The 1,692-nt window shown below is 58.7% G+C and carries 3 protein-coding genes; 2 read left to right on the top strand and 1 reads right to left on the bottom strand.

The features are described 5' to 3' along the window. On the bottom strand, window positions 1–289 hold a 289-nt coding region (locus EOA22_RS32705; RefSeq protein ID WP_164756143.1), incomplete at its 3' end, for a GntR family transcriptional regulator. A gap of 178 nt (window positions 290–467) precedes the next feature. On the opposite strand from EOA22_RS32705, the gene EOA22_RS32700 reads away from it, so the two are divergent. Both EOA22_RS32700 and EOA22_RS32695 read left to right on the top strand, forming a co-directional pair. Further along, entirely contained in the window at window positions 468–1,256 is a 789-nt protein-coding gene (locus tag EOA22_RS32700) for an alpha/beta hydrolase (protein ID WP_063170544.1), read from the top strand. A 17-nt stretch (window positions 1,257–1,273) separates the two neighbouring features. Then, entirely contained in the window at window positions 1,274–1,666 is a 393-nt protein-coding gene (locus tag EOA22_RS32695) for a carboxymuconolactone decarboxylase family protein (RefSeq protein WP_063170543.1), read from the top strand. Window positions 1,667–1,692: the final 26 nt, after the last annotated feature.

Here is a 1,692-nt window from a genome sequence, read left to right as displayed (position 1 = left end):
GTCCCAGGCTGGCCCGTTCGACAAACATGCGCGTCATCGCCGATTCGAGGATTGCGCGGGCCTCGTAGATTTGCCGGATTTCCTGTTCCGACAGACGCGTCACGAACATGCCCTTGCCGGCTATCCGAGTGACGAGCCCTTCGGATTCAAGCTGGCTAAGCGCTTCCCGGATGCTTGTGCGGCTTACGCCGGTCTGCTCGGCCAGCTTCCGTTCCACCAGCTTGTCACCCGGCTTGAACACCTCGTTGAGCAGCGCCTCGCGCAACGTGACAACGGTCTGCTCGCGCAACGTCGGCGAACCAGCAATCGACCACCCAGTCCATTCATGCATCGCGGCTCTCCCGTCGTTCCTGTCATCACAGCTACGCGTTCGATTCATTCACCACAAGTAGCCCATTTAAATACGGTTGACCATATGTTTGCCTGTTGGTATACCAAAAAGATGAGCTTGAACGGGAGTGCCTAGAATGGCGCTGATGCGCACCAAAGATGGTCTGATCGCCTATAAGAGAAGCGGTGAGGGTCATCCTCTCGTGCTGGTGCACGGTGTCGGCGCCAATCTAGAAAGCTGGGACGGCGTTAGCCGCGAACTGGAAGGCAGTTTTGACGTTGTTCGTTCCGACCTGCGCGGGCATGGCCAGTCCGCGCGCATCGACTCGGAATATTCCGTCGAGAAGTTCGCCGCCGACATCGTTAAGGTGATGGACGAAGCGGGCGTGCGCAAAGCCCATCTGGTCGGCTTTTCGCTAGGTGGTCTGATCGCGCAGGAGCTGGCCTACTCCTATCCAGCTCGCTTCGAGCGTGTCGTTCTTCTTTCCGCCGTTGCTGGCCGCACACCGGCCGAACGGGAAAAGGTTGTGGCGCGCCTGCGGATGATCCGCGACGGTGGCATGGATGCAATCGTCGGGGCCGCGCACGACCGCTGGTTCACCAAGGAGTTTGCCGATCGCCACCCGGATGTAATCGAGCAGAGAATTGCCGAGCTCAAGGCTGTCCATGTGCCTTCCTATCTGGAGGCGTATCGGGTGTTCGGCCTTACCGAACTCGTGGATCGGCTTGCCGAAATCAGGCAGCCGACGCTGGTGATGACGGGCGAATTTGATCAGGGGTCGAATATCCGAATGGCCGAGACGATGCACCGGCTGATCCCTGATTCGGAATTGCGCATTTTGACCGGCCTGAAGCACAGCGTCCTGGTCGAGGCATCCAAACTGGTGTCCGACCACGTCCGCGAGTTTCTCTTGCGCCCACGCTGAAAATGAAGGGAAGACGAATGAACGAGACGTTATTTGAGCGTGGACTGGAGCGCCGCAAGGCGACGCTGGGCAGCGAATACGTTGAAAATTCACTGAGCAAAGCGACCGAATTTTCCAAGGGCTTTCAGGCGCTTGTTACAGAATATTGCTGGGGAGCTGCATGGGGCGACGACAGGCTGAATGCCAAGACCCGCAGCATGCTGAACATCGTGATGATTGCCGCGCTCAACCGCATGGATGAGTGGGAACTCCATTTTCGCGGCGCCCTTCGCAACGGTGTCACCCGTGATGAGCTGGACGCGCTGATAACCCATCTCACGATCTATTGTGGCGTTCCTGTCGGCGTCGAATGCCATCGCATCGCCAACCGCGTCCTTGCCGAGCGCGCAGCCGGCGGAGCGGAAAAATGACTGGCGTCTTGATCCGCCAGATCGTC

Origin of the sequence: Mesorhizobium sp. M7A.F.Ca.US.014.04.1.1 (genome assembly GCF_003998745.1) — a bacterium.
Classification (GTDB): domain Bacteria; phylum Pseudomonadota; class Alphaproteobacteria; order Rhizobiales; family Rhizobiaceae; genus Mesorhizobium; species Mesorhizobium ciceri.
The sequence above is the reverse complement of the archived record's forward strand: the minus strand, read 5'-3'. Positions and strand labels throughout refer to the sequence as shown.

Excerpts from the sequence above, each read along its gene's own strand:
- EOA22_RS32695 (WP_063170543.1), top strand. The coding sequence starts at position 1,274 with ATGAACGAGACGTTATTTGAGCGTGGACTGGAGCGCCGCAAGGCGACG.
- EOA22_RS32700 (WP_063170544.1), top strand. The coding sequence starts at position 468 with ATGGCGCTGATGCGCACCAAAGATGGTCTGATCGCCTATAAGAGAAGC.